Origin of the sequence: Achromobacter sp. MFA1 R4 (assembly GCF_900156745.1) — a bacterium.
In the GTDB taxonomy this organism is placed as follows: Bacteria; Pseudomonadota; Gammaproteobacteria; order Burkholderiales; family Burkholderiaceae_B; genus Achromobacter.
On the sequence record NZ_LT707065.1, the window covers coordinates 2120052 to 2136254 of the forward strand.

16 protein-coding genes and 4 tRNA genes are annotated in these 16203 nt (G+C 64.2%); 19 read left to right on the plus strand and 1 reads right to left on the minus strand.

Features of this window, described 5'->3' with window-relative positions:
• Nucleotides 1-2: 2 nt before the first annotated feature.
• Nucleotides 3-878, minus strand: a complete 876-nt coding sequence (locus BXA00_RS09555) for a LysR substrate-binding domain-containing protein (RefSeq protein WP_076518308.1) — start codon at nucleotides 876-878, stop codon at nucleotides 3-5.
• Nucleotides 879-1033: 155 nt separating this feature from the next.
• On the opposite strand from BXA00_RS09555, the gene BXA00_RS09560 reads away from it, so the two are divergent.
• From BXA00_RS09560 to rplL, 19 genes are all read left to right on the plus strand, one after another.
• On the plus strand, nucleotides 1034-1621 hold the full coding sequence (locus BXA00_RS09560; protein WP_076518309.1) for a cysteine dioxygenase family protein: 588 nt from the start codon (nucleotides 1034-1036) through the stop codon (nucleotides 1619-1621).
• 2 nt (nucleotides 1622-1623) lie between these two features.
• A complete protein-coding gene (metC, locus tag BXA00_RS09565) occupies nucleotides 1624-2817 on the plus strand; it encodes a cystathionine beta-lyase (protein ID WP_076518310.1) in 1194 nt (397 codons plus the stop codon).
• Nucleotides 2817-4412, plus strand: a complete 1596-nt coding sequence (locus BXA00_RS09570) for a rhodanese-like domain-containing protein (RefSeq protein ID WP_076518311.1) — start codon at nucleotides 2817-2819, stop codon at nucleotides 4410-4412. Before metC ends, BXA00_RS09570 begins: the two co-directional genes overlap by 1 nt.
• A 149-nt stretch (nucleotides 4413-4561) precedes the next feature.
• Nucleotides 4562-5563: a tripartite tricarboxylate transporter substrate binding protein gene (locus BXA00_RS09575; RefSeq protein ID WP_076518312.1), complete on the plus strand. Its 1002-nt coding sequence runs from the start codon at nucleotides 4562-4564 to the stop codon at nucleotides 5561-5563.
• Between the two features lie 181 nt (nucleotides 5564-5744).
• Complete coding sequence (gene hisN, locus BXA00_RS09580; protein ID WP_076518313.1) at nucleotides 5745-6551, plus strand: histidinol-phosphatase; 807 nt, start codon at nucleotides 5745-5747, stop codon at nucleotides 6549-6551.
• A 57-nt stretch (nucleotides 6552-6608) separates the two neighbouring features.
• Nucleotides 6609-7994 (plus strand): glutamine synthetase family protein, encoded by a 1386-nt coding sequence (locus BXA00_RS09585; RefSeq protein ID WP_076518314.1) that lies wholly within the window; start codon nucleotides 6609-6611, stop codon nucleotides 7992-7994.
• Nucleotides 7995-8024: 30 nt separating this feature from the next.
• Nucleotides 8025-9413, plus strand: coding sequence for an aldehyde dehydrogenase family protein (locus tag BXA00_RS09590; RefSeq protein WP_076518315.1), 1389 nt, complete (start codon nucleotides 8025-8027; stop codon nucleotides 9411-9413).
• A 55-nt stretch (nucleotides 9414-9468) separates the two neighbouring features.
• Nucleotides 9469-10632, plus strand: a complete 1164-nt coding sequence (locus tag BXA00_RS09595; protein WP_076518316.1) for an iron-containing alcohol dehydrogenase — start codon at nucleotides 9469-9471, stop codon at nucleotides 10630-10632.
• A gap of 113 nt (nucleotides 10633-10745) precedes the next feature.
• Nucleotides 10746-10832, plus strand: a tRNA-Tyr gene (locus BXA00_RS09600).
• A gap of 147 nt (nucleotides 10833-10979) precedes the next feature.
• Nucleotides 10980-11053 (plus strand) — tRNA-Gly (locus tag BXA00_RS09605).
• A gap of 21 nt (nucleotides 11054-11074) precedes the next feature.
• Nucleotides 11075-11149 (plus strand) — tRNA-Thr (locus tag BXA00_RS09610).
• 55 nt (nucleotides 11150-11204) lie between these two features.
• On the plus strand, nucleotides 11205-12395 hold the full coding sequence (gene tuf, locus BXA00_RS09615; protein ID WP_062839263.1) for an elongation factor Tu: 1191 nt from the start codon (nucleotides 11205-11207) through the stop codon (nucleotides 12393-12395).
• Between the two features lie 191 nt (nucleotides 12396-12586).
• Nucleotides 12587-12662 (plus strand) — tRNA-Trp (locus BXA00_RS09620).
• A gap of 64 nt (nucleotides 12663-12726) precedes the next feature.
• Entirely contained in the window at nucleotides 12727-13107 is a 381-nt protein-coding gene (secE, locus tag BXA00_RS09625; protein WP_056571941.1) for a preprotein translocase subunit SecE, read from the plus strand.
• A gap of 9 nt (nucleotides 13108-13116) precedes the next feature.
• Nucleotides 13117-13650 (plus strand): transcription termination/antitermination protein NusG, encoded by a 534-nt coding sequence (gene nusG / locus BXA00_RS09630; RefSeq protein WP_006389586.1) that lies wholly within the window; start codon nucleotides 13117-13119, stop codon nucleotides 13648-13650.
• A 63-nt stretch (nucleotides 13651-13713) separates the two neighbouring features.
• On the plus strand, nucleotides 13714-14145 hold the full coding sequence (rplK, locus tag BXA00_RS09635) for a 50S ribosomal protein L11 (RefSeq protein WP_043542688.1): 432 nt from the start codon (nucleotides 13714-13716) through the stop codon (nucleotides 14143-14145).
• Between the two features lie 2 nt (nucleotides 14146-14147).
• The gene (gene rplA / locus BXA00_RS09640) at nucleotides 14148-14849 is read left to right on the plus strand and encodes a 50S ribosomal protein L1 (protein ID WP_056320726.1); all 702 of its coding nucleotides are present in this window, start codon (nucleotides 14148-14150) and stop codon (nucleotides 14847-14849) included.
• Nucleotides 14850-15122: 273 nt separating this feature from the next.
• The gene (gene rplJ / locus BXA00_RS09645; protein ID WP_056320723.1) at nucleotides 15123-15647 is read left to right on the plus strand and encodes a 50S ribosomal protein L10; all 525 of its coding nucleotides are present in this window, start codon (nucleotides 15123-15125) and stop codon (nucleotides 15645-15647) included.
• Between the two features lie 81 nt (nucleotides 15648-15728).
• Nucleotides 15729-16109, plus strand: a complete 381-nt coding sequence (gene rplL, locus BXA00_RS09650; protein ID WP_008157777.1) for a 50S ribosomal protein L7/L12 — start codon at nucleotides 15729-15731, stop codon at nucleotides 16107-16109.
• Nucleotides 16110-16203: the final 94 nt, after the last annotated feature.

The following is a 16203-nucleotide window of genomic DNA, read 5'->3' on the forward strand; positions in this document are numbered from 1 at the left end:
GCCTACGCTGTCGCGGCGCCCTGCTGCGCGAGGCCCAGGTTGGTGCGCAGCATGTCGTACACCTGACGCGTGAGCGGATTGATGAGATCACGCCTTATCCACAGGAAGTAGGTCACGTCCGGCAAGGGCGGCAATCCCTCCTTTTCTCCGAGCACCCGCATTTCCGGCCCCAGCAGCTCCACGCTGCGCGCGGTCACGCCCAGGCCGGCGCGTAGCGCGGCCTTGATCCCCACCAGGTTCGGGGCCACGTAGTTCGTGTGCCAGCGCACCTGCGCCTGCTCCAGCGCATTGAGCGCCAGGCGCCGAAAAATGCTCGGTTCGTCGGCCAGCACCAGCGGCACGGGCGTATGCGGATCGTGCACGTAATCGGCCGAGGCCAGCCAGACCGTTGGCGACGTTCGCAACGCCACGCCCTCGAAATCCTGGTCGAAGCGCGTCGAGATGGTCAAGTCTATTTCGCCGGCACGCAGCGCATCCATCAGGAACGGACTGCGATCGACACGGATCTCCAGTTTCACGCGCGGCGCCACGCGCGCGATGTGCGTCAGCAGCGTGGGCAGGATCGTGTCGGCCACGTCCAGGGGTGCGCCCAACCGCAGATCGCCCTCCAGGGGCCCGTCCTGCAACGCGCGCAATGCTTCGTCGTTGATGGCCAGCATGTGCCGCGCGTACTCGACCAGCCGCCGCCCATGCGAGGACAGCAGCTTGTTGCGGCCGTGCTTCTCGAAGAGAGGCAGCCCGATCATGGCCTCGAGCCGCTGCATCTGCTGCGTGATGGCCGACTGGGTCTTGTGCAGCCGGTTGGCGGCTTCGGAAAAAGTCTCATGCTGGGCGATCGCCGTCAGCGTGCGTAGCAGGTCCAGATCCAGGTTGCGCATTGGGGTAGCCCAGCCATCCAAGGGTTCACAAGGGTTCAGGGATAACCCGATACATTACCACTGCTAATGAATGTTTAAAGCAATTTAAATTGTTGAGGGCCAAGCCGGGCGATACAGTAAGTGCAATAACTCATGAAACAAGAGGGAAAGTCAACGTGAGCACCGCACATCCGCATCAGGCTGGCATCGACAGCACCGTCGAAAATATTAAAAAAACTGTAGGAAATAAGGGCCTGAACCGCGACAGCCTCCAGTCCGTGCTGGACGATCTTGTCGCCTTGGCCGGCAATACCGCGTGGTGGGGCGCCGACCGCTATCCGGCCCCCGAGGGGGATGAGCGCCAGGCCCGCTACCTCATCGCCGAGGACGCCGACAAAAGCTATGCGCTCTATCTGAACGTCATGCGCCCGGGCAAGAAGATCGTGCCGCACAACCACACCACCTGGGCGTGCATCGCGGCCGTCGAAGGCGTGGAAACCAACTACGTCTACGACCGTATCGACGACGGCTCCGTGCCCGGCGTGGGCAAGCTGGAAAAGATAGATACCGTCGTGGTGGGGCCGGGCACCGGCATCGCGCTGATGCCCGACGATATCCACGCCGTCGAAATCCAGGGCGACAGCGTCATCCGCCACCTGCACATGTACGGACGCGCGCTGGAAACCCTGGATCAGCGCCTGGGCTTCGACCTGGAGACCGGCACCTGCAAGATCATGCCCATCGGCGTGCAGACGCGGCGCTGATCATGAGCAAGCCCTTCCGGTCCGCGACGCGCCTGCTGCGAGCGGGGCGTCCCCATCAAGGCTGGGTCAACACGCCGGTCTCCCGCGCCAGCACTTACGTATTCGACAGCGTGCAAGCCTGGCGCGATACGCGGGCGCGCCGCGAACAGGAGCGCCTGCCGTCATACGGCGCCCGCGGCACCGACAGCACGCACGCGCTGGAAGACGCATTGATCGAGCTGGAAGCGGGCTTTCGCGCCAAGCTGTACCCCACGGGCCAGGCCGCGATCGCCACCGTCCTGCTTGCCTATTTGCGCGCGGGCGACCACGTTCTGATCACCGACGCCGTCTATGAGCCGGTGCGCAGGTTCTGCGCCGAGCACCTGACGCGACTCGGGATCGAAGTCACGTATTACCGGCCCGATGGCGCGGGCATCGAGGCGCTGATCCGTCCGAACACCCGCATGATCTATGCGGAGTCGCCGGGGTCGCTGACGTATGAAATGCCCGACCTCATCGAGTTATCCACAACCGCGAAAAAACACGATTGCTGGCTGGCTGTGGATAACACGTGGGCGTCCGGTCTGGTACAGAAGCCGCTCACCCTGGGCGCCGATATTTCCATTCTGGCGGCCACCAAATATCTGGGCGGGCATGCCGATGTCATGATGGGCGCCGTGGTCACGAACGAACGCGCCTGGCGCGCGCTGGAACGCGCCACGATCGACTTTGGCCAGACCGTCGGGGCCGACGATGCGTTCCTGGTATTGCGCGGCATGCGCACGCTGCCGCTGCGCATGGCGCAGCACGCCCGCAGCGCCATGCAGGTCGCCCAGTGGCTGCAGGCGCGGACCGAAGTGTCCCGCGTGCTGTGTCCCGCATTGCCCGGCGATCCGGCTCACACCCTCTGGCTGCGCGATTGCTGCGGCGCCAACGGCCTGCTGACCCTCGAACTGTCCGATGCGCACACCGACGCCGATGCGGAGCGGCTCATCGACAGTCTGCAGCTCTTTGGCATCGGCGCGTCGTGGGGCGGCTTCGAAAGCCTGGTGATCCCGGTTTTCCTGCAGGCCGCACGGTCGCTGCCCGGCAGCGACGTGCGCGGCCCCATGCTGCGCCTGCATATCGGCCTGGAAGATCCCGACGATCTCATCGCCGACCTGGAACGCGGTTTTGCCGCGTTGTCCCAACCCCTCCGTTCCCTCCGAATCTCATGATGCAGTCCCTTCACGACCATACCCACGCCGACGTCGATGCGCATACGCTCAAGCAGTGGCTGCACGATGGTGGCGAAATCGCGCTCCTGGACGTGCGCGAGCATGGCCAATACGGCGAGTCCCATCTGTTCTACGCCGCGCCGGTGCCCTACAGCCGGCTGGAGGTCGACATCGTGCGCCTCGCACCGCGGCGCGGCGTGCGCGTCGTGGTCTACGACAATGGCGGCGAAGACCCCACCGCGGCGCGCGCCGCGCGGGCGCTTGCCGCGCTGGGCTACACGGACGTGCACCGGCTGGCGGGGGGCATCGCACAGTGGCAGCACGATGGCTACGCGACCTTCGCCGGCGTGAACGTGCCCAGCAAGACTTTCGGCGAATTGGCCGAAGAGGTTTTCCACACCCCGCGCATCGGCGCGCGCGAATTGGCCGAGCGCCAGCGGCGCGGCGACGATCTCATCGTGCTGGATGGCAGGCCATTTGCCGAATACCAGAAGATGAGCATTCCCGGCGGCATCTGCTGCCCCAACGGCGAGCTGGCGCTGCGCGCCCATACGCTGGCCGCGCGGCCGGACACCACCATCGTCATCAATTGCGCGGGCCGCACGCGCAGCATCATCGGCGCGCAGACGCTGATCAACCTGGGCGTCCCCAATCCTGTCTATGCGCTCGAGAACGGCACGCAGGGCTGGTATCTGGAAGACCTGCAGCTCGAACACGGCGCACGCCGTCGCTATAGCGACGACATCCCGCCCGCGGACGTGCCCGCGCTGGCCCAGCGTTCCGCGCAGCTCGCGCAGCGCCATGGCGTGCCCACGGCAGACGCCGCCCAGGTGCAGGCCTGGCTGGGCGACGCAACGCGCACCACGTTCCTGTGCGATGTGCGCAGCGCAGAAGAATTCGCACAGGGTTCCCTGCCTGGCGCGCAGCATGCGCCCGGCGGCCAGCTCATCCAGGCGACGGACCAGTACCTGGCCGTGCGCGGCGCGCGCATCGTGGTGTTCGATGCCGAAGGCGTACGCGCCCCGGTGGTCGCAAGCTGGCTGCGGCAAATGGGTTGGGAGGCCTGCACGCTTGAAGAAGGCGTTGGCGCCGCGCTGGTCAACGAACCGGTCCAGACGCCAGTCCCGCCTATCGCGGTCCTGTCCGATGCCGAGCTCTCGCAAGCGCTGGCGCAAGGCGCCCAGGTCATCGATATCCGCCCCAGCATGCGGTATCGGGCCAACCACATCGTTGGCGCGCGCTGGTCGATCCGTCCGCGCCTGGACCGCCTGCCGCTCGATCCGGCGCGTCCCGTGATCCTCCTGGCCGAAGACGCCGCGCTCGCAGCCTGGGCCGCGAACGATCTGCGCGCGTCGGGCTTGGGGGACGTCAGCGCAAACACCGGCACGCCCGAGAGCTGGTCCGCGCAGGGGATCCCGCTGGCATCCACGCCCGCGGATCCGGCCGACGGCGACTGCATCGACTATCTGTTCTTCGTGCATGACCGTCATGACGGCAACAAGGCCGCGGCGCGCCAGTATCTCGCCTGGGAAACCAACCTGGTCAGGCAGATCGACGAACGGGAGCGCGCCGCGTACCGATTCCCGGCCGGCTGACACCCGCGCCGCACCTCACGGCGCGGCCCACGCTTCAACCTGATCAATACGCCCCGGCGGCCATGGCGGCCGGGGTGCGGACGGTTCATGGCGAACCGGAATGCAAAGGACGGCCGATCAACCGGCCGCCAACTCAAGGGGAAATCCAGATGAAGCAACACGCATTGCACGCTTGCAGGACCGCCGCGACGGCGGTGGCCGGTCTGCTGTGGGGAATCGCGGCCCATGCCCAGGCGCCCGCACCGCTGGCAGACTTTCCGAAACAGGCCATCACCGTGGTCTCGCCGTTTCCACCCGGCGGCGGTAACGACGGCGTCGCGCGCCTGATCGCGCAGGAGCTGGGCGCCATCACGGGCCAGAGCGTGGTGGTCGAGAACCGCTCGGGGGCGGGCGGCAGCGTCGGCACGGCGCAAGTGTCGCGCGCCAAGCCCGATGGCTACACGCTCGTCATGTCGCAGACCAGCGTCATGGCCGTCAATCCGCGTCTGTACAAGAACGTCGGCTTTGATCCGCTGAAGGACTTCGTGCCGATCTCGCAAATCACCTCGGCGCCGCTGGTGCTGGTGTCGCGCACCGAGGGCCCGTACAAGAGCTTGAACGACTATCTCGCGGCGGCGCGCAAGCAGCCCGGCGTCATTACCTATGCGACGCCCGGCAACGGCACGATGAGCCACCTGATGGGCGCCCTGGTGTCGCAGAAGGCGGACGTCAAGCTCGTGCACGTGCCGTACCGCGGGGCGGCGCCCGCCATCACGGACCTGATGGGCGGCACGGTGGACATGCTCATCACGTCGCCCGCGTCGGCCGAGCCCATGGTGGCCGCAGGAAAGCTGCGCATCCTCGCCATGAGCCACGGCGACGGCGTCGGCATTTTCAAGAGCGCGCCCACCTTGAAACAGGCCGGCCTGGAAGGCATCACCGCGGATGACTGGTATGGCCTGTTCGCCCCGGCAGGCACGCCTCCCGAACGCATCGCCTACCTGGCGCAGGCCGTGAACCAGGCCATGAAGTCGCCCGCCGTGATCGCCAAGATCAACAGCGGGGGAAGCCAGCCGGTGGGCAGCGCCCCTGACGCCTTCAAGACCCGCCTGCAGCAGGACACCGCCTACTGGGCCGAAATGGTGAAGACGGCGGGCGTCTCCCTGGATTGAACGCGCAATGGCCGGGGGCGGCACGGCCAGCGTGCCTCCCCCGGCCGCCCGTTGCGACAAGTCGGGGTTTCACCGTCCGGTCCGCGATTGCAAAGCTGAGGCAACCTGCCTAGACTGGGACAGCGCGCATGCGCGCGCCTTTTTTCCCGGTCATCCCCGCTCGCCATTTGGGAGGGCAACGATGCAGAGTTTCCCGGCCCTGTCCGCGGATCAGCTTGCTGCGTACGCCGCGTTCGCACAGACCCTCGCGGACCGCGTGCGCCCCTTGTCGCGCAAGTGGTTCCGGCATCCGCTCCCGGTGGACACCAAGGCCGACGAAAGTCCCGTCACGCAAGCGGACCGGGATGTCGAGGCAGCCCTGCGCGAGGCCATCGCCGCGCAGTATCCCGATCACGGCATATTCGGCGAAGAATTCGGCGCCTCGCGCGCCGAGGCCGAGCTCGTGTGGTCACTGGACCCCATCGACGGGACGCGCGCCTTCATTTCCGGCAACCCGTTATGGGGCACGTTGCTGGCGCTGCTGCACCGGGGCAGGCCCGTGCTGGGCCTCATCGACATCCCCATGCTGGACGAACGCTGGATCGGCGCGGCGGGCGCAGCGGCCCGTCTGAACGGCGGCGAGTGCAGGACGAGTACGTGCGCCGCGCTGGAAGAGGCCATTCTTTACGCCACCGCGCCCGACATCTTCAGCGGCGCCGAACTTGCCGCCTTTGACGCACTGGCCGCCGCCTGCCGCATGCGCCGCTATGGCGGCGATTGCTACAGCTACGGGCTGTTGGCCAGCGGCCATATCGATCTCGTCGTGGAGGCCGGCCTGCAACCGTACGACTACCTTGCCCTGATGCCCGTGGTCGAGGGCGCGGGCGGCGTCATGACCGATTGGACGGGACAGCCGCTGGGCCTGCAGTCGCAAGGCCGCGTGATCGCGGCCGCCACGCCGCAGCTGCATCGCGAAGCGATGCGGCTGCTGGGGGCGGCCATGGCCTGACCGGCGCGCCGCCCACCCGCAGTTCAACGCAACGCTTCAGCCACAAGGTGAACAGGCATGCATGCACTAGGGGTAGCAACGGTGGAAGATGCGCAGCGGCTGGTGCAATCCAGCCCGCTCTCGCACATCAAGGTGGGGCTGTCCGACGTGGACGGCGTCATGCTGGGCAAATACCTGCGGCGCGACAAGTTCCTGGGCGCCTTGCACGGCGGACTGGCGTTTTGCGACGTGGTGTTCGGGTGGGACCTGGATGACCAGCTCTACGACAACACCCGGTATACCGGCTGGCACACCGCCTACCCCGACGCAAAACTGAGGATCGTGCCGCAGACCGCGCGCCGGCTCACGCTGGAGCAGGGGCCGGGCGGCGAAGACATGCTGCTGTTCCTGGCGGAATTCGAAGGCGACGCCGGCGCCATCTGTCCGCGTCGCCTGCTGCACCGCGTGATAGACCGCGCCGCCGGCATGGGCTACGACGCCTATGCGGCGCTGGAGTACGAGTTCTTCATGTTTCGCGAGACGCCGCATTCCGTGCGCGCCAAGCACTACCGCAACCTGGAGAACTGGACACCCGGCAATTTCGGCTACTCCATGCTGCGAAGCACGGTGGAAGGCGACTTCTATCGCAAGCTGCTCGACATGTGCGAACGCATGGACATGCCCATCGAAGGCCTGCACACCGAGACCGGGCCGGGCGTGCTGGAGGCTGCGATCGCCGTGGACCATGCGGCGGCGGCGGGCGACAAGGCCTTCCTGTTCAAGACCTTCACCAAGGCGCTCGCGCAGCAGAACGGCCTGATGGCCACGTTCATGGCAAAGTGGTCGCCCGAACACCCTGGCCAAAGCGGTCATATCCACCTGTCGCTGCGCGACCGCAAGACGGGGTTGTCCGCCTTCTTCGACGAGTCGCAGCCGCACGGCATCAGCGCCACGCAGGCCGCGTTCATGGGCGGGGTGCAGCGGTACCTGCCCGAGTTCATGGCGCTCTATGCGCAGACCATCAACAGCTACTCGCGCCTGGTGCCCGGTTATTGGGCGCCGCTGGACGCCACCTGGGGCATGGAGAACCGCACGACGGCGCTGCGTCTCATCCCCGGCAGCGACAAGTCGCAGCGCGTCGAAGTGCGCATCGGCTCGGCCGACGCCAATCCCTACATTGCCCTGGCTGCGGCGCTGGCCTCCGGCCTGTACGGAATAGAGCAGGGCCTCTCGCCCGAGCCCATGGTCCAGGGCAACGCCTACACGCAGCAATTTCCCGCGCATCTGCACCTGCCTCTGACGCTGTGGGAGGCCGCGCAGCGTCTGCGGGGCTCGGAAGCCGCGCGGCTGCTGTTCGGAGACGCATTCGTCGAGCACTACGCCGCGACGCGTGAATGGGAGGAACGCCAGTTCCGGCGCCACGTCACCGACTGGGAGCTGGCGCGTTACTTTGAAATCATCTGATTCCGTCCACCGCTTGCTACAGGCCTTGCTATGACCGATGAACTGATCACCATCAGCCCGATCGACGGGCGCGAAGTCGTCCGCCGGGCCTACGCGAGCGAAGCGCAGATCGCGCAGGCGCTGGCCGACGCCCAGGCCGCGCAGCCCGGCTGGCACGCGCTGGGTGTGCAGGCGCGGGGACGCATCGTGTCGGACGCGGTCGACCGATTCGTGGCGGCCAAGGACGAGATCGCGCGGGCCATCACCATCCAGATGGGCCGCCCATTGCGCTACGCTCCCCTGGAGGTCGACGGCTTCGAGGCCCGGGCCCGCCATATGATCGCAATCGCGGGACAGGCCCTGGCGCCCATTGCCGCGCCCGCTCAGGCCGGTCTTACCCGCTTCATCAGCCGCGACCCCATCGGCGTGGCGTTGACCATCGCGCCGTGGAACTACCCGTTGCTCACGGCGGTAAACAGCATCGTGCCGGCCTTGATGGCAGGCAATACCGTCATCCTCAAGCATTCGGACCAGACGCCCCTGTGCGCCGAGCTCATCGACCGCGCCTTCCGCGAGGCGGGGGCGACCAAGGGCGTTTTCCAGTATTTGCACGCCAACCATGACATCACGCAGCGGCTCATCCGCGCACCCGAGATCGGTTATGTGTCCTTTACCGGATCCGTGCGCGGGGGGCGCCAGGTCCAGGCGTGCGCGGCGGGACGCTTCATCGGCGTGGGACTTGAACTGGGCGGCAACGATCCCGCGTACGTGAGGGCGGACGCCAACCTGGAGGCGGCCGTGGATGCATTGGTGGATGGCGCGTTCTTCAATTCCGGCCAGTCGTGTTGCGGCATCCAGCGAATCTATGTGGCCCGCGGCGTGTACGACCAATTCGTCGAACGCGCCGCCGCACTGACCGAACGCTACGTGTTGGGCGACCCGCTGCGGCAGGAAACGACGCTGGGCCCGGTCGTACGCACGCGCGCCGCGGCCGAGATTCGCGACGTCATTGCCCAAGCCGTCGGCGCTGGCGCCGTGAACGTGATTGATCCCTCGCATTTCAGCAATGCGAGTGAAAGCTCGTGTTATGTCGCGCCGGCCCTGCTGACGCAGGTCGATCACCGCATGCACATCATGAACGATGAATGCTTCGGCCCGGTCGCCGGCATCATGCCCGTCGATAGCGACGAACAGGCCATTGCGCTCATGAACGACAGCCCGTATGGCCTGACGGCTGCCGCGTTCACTCAGGACGAAGAAGCGGCGCTGCACATTGGCCGCCAATTGCGCTGCGGCACGTTCTTCATGAATCGTTGTGACTATCTCGACCCCGCGCTTGCGTGGACCGGCGTCAAGAACTCGGGCCGCGGCGCGTCGCTGTCGCCCGTGGGATATGAACAGCTCACGCAGCCCAAGTCCTTCCACATGCGCAGCGTGTGATACCAACTCAATCCGCCATCAGTGCCAAGTCTCCCAAGTCTCTGGAAATCGAACCATGACCGTGCCATCCGTCAACTGGAACTATCCCACCGCGATCAAGGTGGGCCCTGGCCGCATCGATGAATTGCCCGACCATTGCCGGGCGCTGGGCATGGAGCGGCCCTTGTTGGTGACCGATCCGGCTCTCGCCCCGTTGCCGATGCTTGAGCACGCCGAGCGTGCATGCCGTGAGGCGGGCCTTGGGTGCGCGGTGTTCCACGACATCAAGGGCAACCCGACCGGGCGCAACGTCGACGACGGCGTGACGGCATTCAAGCGCGGCCGCCATGACGGCGTAATCGCTTTCGGCGGAGGATCCGCGCTGGATGCGGCCAAGGCCATCGCGCTGATGGTGGGACAGGACCGCCCGTTATGGGACTTCGAAGACGTAGGGGACAACTACCTGCGCGTCAATGTCTCCGGAATGGCGCCCGTGGTGGCCGTGCCGACGACGGCGGGCACCGGCTCCGAGGTCGGGCGCGCATCCGTCATCACTGACGAGTCGGCGCAGGTCAAGCGCATCATCTTCCATGCGCGCATGCTCCCGTCCATCGTCATCCTGGACGCCCAACTCACGGTCGGCCTGCCGCCGCGCATTACGGCGGCCACCGGCATGGACGCGCTTTCACACAACCTCGAGGCCTATTGCTCGCCGTTCTACCATCCGATGGCGGCCGGTATCGCCGTCGAAGCCATGCGACTCATCAAGGAATACCTGCCTCAGGCGGTGGCAAACGGCGCCGACCTGCAGGCGCGCCAGCAAATGCTGGTGGCTTCCTGCATGGGCGCCACCGCCTTCCAGCGCGGGCTGGGCGCCATGCATGCGCTGGCGCACCCGCTGGGCGCGCTGTATGACGCGCACCACGGCCTGCTCAACGCCATCCTCATGCCCTATGTGCTCAAGGCCAATCAACAAGCGGTGGCGCCGCGCCTCGAAACGCTGGCCCGCTACCTTGGCCTGCCGCAGGCCGGTCCGGACGCGGTGCTCGACTGGGTGCTGGCGCTTCGCAAGGCGGTCGGCATTCCTCACACCCTCGCGGAAATCGGCCTCGACGACGCGCAGGCCGACCGGGTAGGGCGCATGGCAAGCCAGGATCCATCCGCCGGCACCAACCCCCTCAACCTCTCGGCCGAACAATATTCTCAGCTTTTTCGTGCAGCAATTCGCGGAAACCTGTAAGCTTCGCCCCCTCTGCGCGGAAACGCGGCGGAGGAAGAACAGAAATTTTGAATTTTTCGTCCGAATGGTTTGACAGCGGATTTGAAAGTGTTCATAATCTCAAGTTCTCCGCTGGAGGGGTGCCCGAGTGGTTAAAGGGGGCAGACTGTAAATCTGTTGGCCTTGCGCCTACGTTGGTTCGAATCCAACCTCCTCCACCAGAGACCCATTCCCGAATCCAGGCGCGGTTTGCCTGGATTTGCAATGTAAGGCCTAGCAAGCTTAGGTTGCCTTCGCAAAGAAGGCGTCAGGTTTGCGATGGCCTTGATTTCGAAGGGTGTGGGAAAGAGAAGGTGAAAGGGTTTGCCGCGGGTGTAGCTCAATGGTAGAGCAGAAGCCTTCCAAGCTTACGACGAGGGTTCGATTCCCTTCACCCGCTCCAAGATTGACATCAGTACATGCTGCCCATGTGGCTCAGTGGTAGAGCACTCCCTTGGTAAGGGAGAGGTCGCGCGTTCGATCCGCGCCATGGGCACCACGAATTCCAAATTCTTTTCTTCAGTCAGAAGCGCAATCCAGGTCAGGAGTCAGCCATGGCAAAAGGCAAGTTTGAACGTACCAAGCCGCACGTGAACGTGGGTACGATTGGTCACGTTGACCACGGCAAAACGACGTTGACGGCGGCGATCACGACCGTTCTGTCGACCAAGTTCGGCGGCGAAGCCAAGGGCTACGACCAGATCGATGCAGCTCCTGAAGAAAAGGCCCGCGGCATCACGATCAACACGGCCCACGTCGAGTACGAAACGGAAACGCGCCACTACGCGCACGTTGACTGCCCGGGCCACGCTGACTATGTGAAGAACATGATCACGGGCGCTGCCCAGATGGACGGCGCGATCCTGGTCGTGTCGGCCGCTGACGGCCCGATGCCGCAAACGCGTGAACACATCCTGCTGAGCCGCCAGGTTGGCGTGCCGTACATCATCGTCTTCCTGAACAAGGCTGACATGGTTGACGACGCCGAGCTGCTCGAGCTGGTGGAAATGGAAGTTCGCGAACTGCTGTCCAAGTACGACTTCCCGGGTGATGACACCCCGATCGTCAAGGGTTCGGCCAAGCTGGCGCTGGAAGGCGACAAGGGCGAACTGGGCGAGCAGGCCATCCTGGCGCTGGCTGCCGCGCTGGACTCGTACATCCCGACGCCTGAGCGTGCCATCGACGGCGCGTTCCTGATGCCGGTTGAAGACGTGTTCTCGATCTCGGGTCGCGGCACCGTGGTGACCGGCCGTATCGAACGCGGCATCATCAAGGTCGGCGAAGAAATCGAAATCGTTGGTATCGTTCCGACGGTCAAGACGACCTGCACGGGCGTGGAAATGTTCCGCAAGCTGCTGGACCAAGGTCAAGCCGGCGACAACGTGGGCATCCTGCTGCGCGGCACCAAGCGTGAAGACGTCCAGCGCGGCCAGGTTCTGGCCAAGCCGGGCTCGATCACCCCGCACACGGACTTCACGTCCGAGGTGTACATCCTGTCCAAGGAAGAAGGCGGCCGCCACACCCCGTTCTTCAACGGCTATCGTCCCCAGTTCTACTTCCGCACGACGGACGTGACCGGCACGATCGACCTGCCGGCCGACAAGGAAATGGTTCTGCCGGGCGACAACGTGACGATGACCGTCAAGCTGCTGGCCCCGATCGCCATGGAAGAAGGTCTGCGTTTCGCCATCCGTGAAGGCGGTCGTACCGTCGGCGCCGGCGTCGTCGCCAAGATCCTGAAGTAAGCAATACCCAGATGGGTAGGGTGGGCATTCATGCCCCTCTATCCATCTTTGCTGTAAAAGTAGTACTATGTATGGTTCCGCAAGCCAACGCAGGCGGAACAAAGTGCAAAGCAATGCCAAAGTGCAAGTCGACGTAAGAGCCTAGCAGTTGTGCTAGCGACTGTGCAGCAAGGTGTAGTGTTGAAGTGTTTAGGGGCATAGCTCAATTGGCAGAGCGTCGGTCTCCAAAACCGAAGGTTGTAGGTTCGATTCCTACTGCCCCTGCCACCGCCAGGATAAACCCGCGGGAGATCATCGCGAGTTACGCATTCACGGCGGCTCGCGTCGCAATATGTCTAATACCAGCGTAGAAACCGTAACCAGTACCGCCGACCGGGTCAAGCTCGGACTGGCGGTTCTCGTCGTTATTGCTGGCATCGTCGGGTTTTCCGTGCTCAGCGCACAGCCGATGGCCGCCCGTATCGGTGTGTTCGTCGGTGGCCTCGTGATCGCAGCCGCGATCGCCTGGTTCAGCGAACCCGGCCGCCGCACCCTCAGCTTTGCCAGCGAGTCCTACAACGAAGTCAAGCGTGTCGCGTGGCCCACCCGCAAGGAAACGACCCAGATGACGGGTATCGTTTTTGCGTTCGTGGCGGTCATGGGCATTTTCATGTGGGTGCTCGACAAGGGCATCGAATGGATTCTCTACGGCCTGTTGTTGGGCTGGAAATAAGGACGGCGAATGAGTAAGCGTTGGTATGTCGTCCATGTGTACTCCGGCATGGAAAAAAGCGTCCACAAGGCCCTGAACGAGCGCATTGAGCGCGCGGGCCTGCAGACGTCTTTTGGTCGCATCCTTGTGCCCTCCGAGGAAGTCGTCGAGGTCAAGGGTGGTCAAAAATCGATCACCGAGCGCCGCATTTTCCCTGGTTATGTCCTGGTTGAAATGGACCTGACCGACGAAACGTGGCACCTGGTCAAGAACACCAACCGCGTCACCGGCTTTTTGGGTGGCTCGGGCAACCGTCCGACCCCGATTTCCGAAAAGGAAGTCGAGAAGATCCTCTCCCAGATGGAAGAGGGTGTCGAGAAACCCCGCCCCAAGATCCTGTTCGAAGTGGGCGAGATGGTTCGGGTCAAGGAAGGTCCGTTTGCGGACTTCAACGGCAACGTCGAAGAAGTCAACTACGAAAAGAGCAAGGTGCGTGTGTCCGTCACCATTTTTGGTCGCGCCACGCCCGTCGAGCTCGATTTCAGCCAGGTCGAAAAGACCTGAATTTAACCCCCGGGGAGCCCTGTCCGCATTAGCCAGGGCGATATCACCCGCAAGGAGCAAAGCATGGCGAAGAAGATCGTCGGCTTTATCAAGCTGCAAGTACCGGCTGGTAAGGCTAACCCCTCCCCCCCGATTGGCCCGGCCCTGGGTCAGCGCGGCCTGAACATCATGGAATTCTGCAAGGCGTTCAACGCCAAGACCCAAGGCATGGAGCCTGGTCTGCCGATTCCGGTGGTGATCACTGCCTTTGCGGACAAGAGCTTCACCTTCATCATGAAGACCCCGCCCGCGACGGTCCTCATCAAGAAGGCCGCTGGCGTGCAAAAGGGTTCGGCCAAGCCGCATACCGACAAGGTCGGCACGCTGACCCGCGCTCAAGCTGAAGAAATCGCCAAGGCCAAGGGTCCCGACCTGACCGCCGCCGATCTGGAAGCTGCAGTGCGCACGATCGCTGGTAGCGCCCGCAGCATGGGCATCACGGTTGAGGGGATCTAATCATGGCTAAGTTGTCCAAGCGCGCCGCCGCTATTGCGCAAAAGATCGACCGCACCAAGCTGTACCCGGTCGCTGAAGCCCTGACCCTGGTCAAGGAAACCGCCGTCGCCAAGTTCAATGAATCCATTGACGTGGCCGTGCAACTCGGCATCGACCCGAAGAAGTCGGACCAACTGGTTCGCGGTTCGGTCGTGCTGCCCGCCGGCACCGGCAAGTCGGTCCGCGTGGCCGTGTTCGCCCAAGGCGACAAGGCTGAAGCCGCCAAGGCCGCCGGCGCCGACATCGTCGGTCTGGACGATCTGGCCGACAGCATCAAGGCCGGTCAGATGGACTTTGACGTCGTCATCGCCTCGCCCGACACGATGCGTGTCGTCGGCGCCCTGGGTCAGATCCTGGGCCCGCGCGGCCTGATGCCGAACCCCAAGGTCGGCACCGTGACGCCCGACGTCGCCACCGCCGTCAAGAACGCCAAGGCCGGTCAGGTCCAGTACCGCACCGACAAGGCCGGCATCATCCACGCAACGATCGGCCGTGCGTCGTTCGGCGTGGAACAGCTGCAAACCAACCTGGCCGCGCTGGTCGACGCCCTGCAAAAGGCTCGTCCCGCCGCCGCCAAGGGCATCTACCTGCGCAAGCTCGCCGTTTCGTCCACGATGGGCGGCGGTGCGCGCGTGGAAATTGCCTCGCTGTCGGCTTCCAACTAAGCCAACAGCAGTAAACGTACTTTGGGCTGCATCCGGAAACCTCCGGATGTTGCTGTCAAAGACCGCTGGAGCAGGGCAGTGGAAGGGATCTACCTTCCGCAAGGAAAGCAGCATCGCCGCTGCCCCGCTTAATCCCGGAGCTCACCTAGTCCGGATCCAGCGTAGACGGCGTCCCCAGGAAGAATTCTTTACCCGAAGAACTCGTCCAGGCGCCGCATTCGGTTGACGCGCAAGGCTCCGGCCCCAGGCGTCTTTTGATGGAGTGTTCAAACCGTGAGTCTCAATCGTCAAGAGAAAGCGGTGGTGATCGAGGAAGTCTCGGCGGAAGTCGCCAAGGCCCAATCGATTGTTATCGCTGAGTACCGTGGTCTGGACGTCGCCTCTGTCACCGTACTGCGCAAAACTGCGCGTGAATCGGGCGTGTATCTGCGTGTTCTGAAGAACTCGCTGGCCCGTCGTGCTGTTGCCGGCACGGCTTTCGAGCCGTTGGCTGAGCAACTGACCGGTCCGCTGATCTATGGCATCAGCACTGATCCGGTAGCGGCGGCCAAGGTCATTGCTGGTTTCGCGAAAAGCAACGATAAGCTGGTCATCAAGGCGGGCGCTCTGCCCAACAACTTGCTGAACCAAGAAGGTGTGAAGGCTCTGGCCACCATGCCCTCGCGCGAAGAGTTGCTGTCGAAGCTGCTTGGCACCATGCAAGCCCCCATCGCGCAATTCGTGCGTACGCTCAACGAAGTTCCGACCAAGTTCGCCCGTGGCCTCGCTGCCGTGCGCGACCAGAAGGCAGCGGCCTGATCGCCCTGCTGTCCGGAATTCGCTGAACGACGAAGCGACACCCAAACCCTGGCATTACCAAAATATTTGGAGTTCTGAAAAATGGCACTTAACAAAGCTGAAATCCTTGACGCCATCGCTGGCATGACCGTGCTCGAGCTGTCCGAGCTGATCAAGGAAATGGAAGAGAAGTTCGGCGTGTCGGCTGCTGCCGCTGCCGTCGCTGTCGCTGCTCCCGCCGCTGGTGGCGCTGCCGCCGCTGCTGAAGAGCAAACCGAGTTCACCGTCGTCCTGCAAGAAGCCGGCGCGAACAAGGTCAGCGTCATCAAGGCCGTGCGCGAGCTGACCGGTCTGGGTCTGAAGGAAGCCAAGGACCTGGTCGACGGCGCTCCGAAGCCCGTCAAGGAAGCTGTGGCCAAGGCTGACGCCGAAGCCGCCAAGAAGAAGCTGGAAGAAGCTGGCGCCAAGGTCGAAGTCAAGTAAGACCTGCGTCAACTGCCCGGGGACAGCACAGTTTGCAGTCCCCGGGCTTTTGCGTTTCCAGGAAACCCCTACTGGGGGCATGCCCATTCAGAGG